Below are 274 nucleotides of genomic sequence, written 5' to 3'. Positions count from 1 at the left end.
TAAAAACACTCTATGAAGAACAAAAAATAACCCAAGAACAAAAAGAAAAAATCAAAGAACTAATAAATCAAACAGAAACAAAGATTAACGAAATCAAAAAACAAAAACAAGAAACTGAAAATAACATTAATATCTTAAAAGAACAATTAAAACAAAAAGAAGAAGATTTTGTCAACAAAGAAAAAGAAATAAAACAAACTGAAAAACAAATCGCCGAATCCACTGATTTAACTGAAAAAGAAAAATTACGCACTAAATTAGATATCCTTTATGA

Annotated in this window: 1 pseudogene; it reads left to right on the top strand. The window is 23.7% G+C overall.

Going from position 1 to position 274, the window contains the following annotated elements:
* Positions 1–274: pseudogene (locus tag RI68_RS04510) on the top strand (DNA double-strand break repair rad50 ATPase); the annotation flags it as partial.

It is taken from the genome of Vaccinium witches'-broom phytoplasma str. VAC (assembly GCF_000309405.1).
In the GTDB taxonomy this organism is placed as follows: domain Bacteria; phylum Bacillota_I; class Bacilli_A; order Acholeplasmatales; family Acholeplasmataceae; genus Phytoplasma.
The sequence above is the reverse complement of the archived record's forward strand: the minus strand, read 5'-3'. Positions and strand labels throughout refer to the sequence as shown.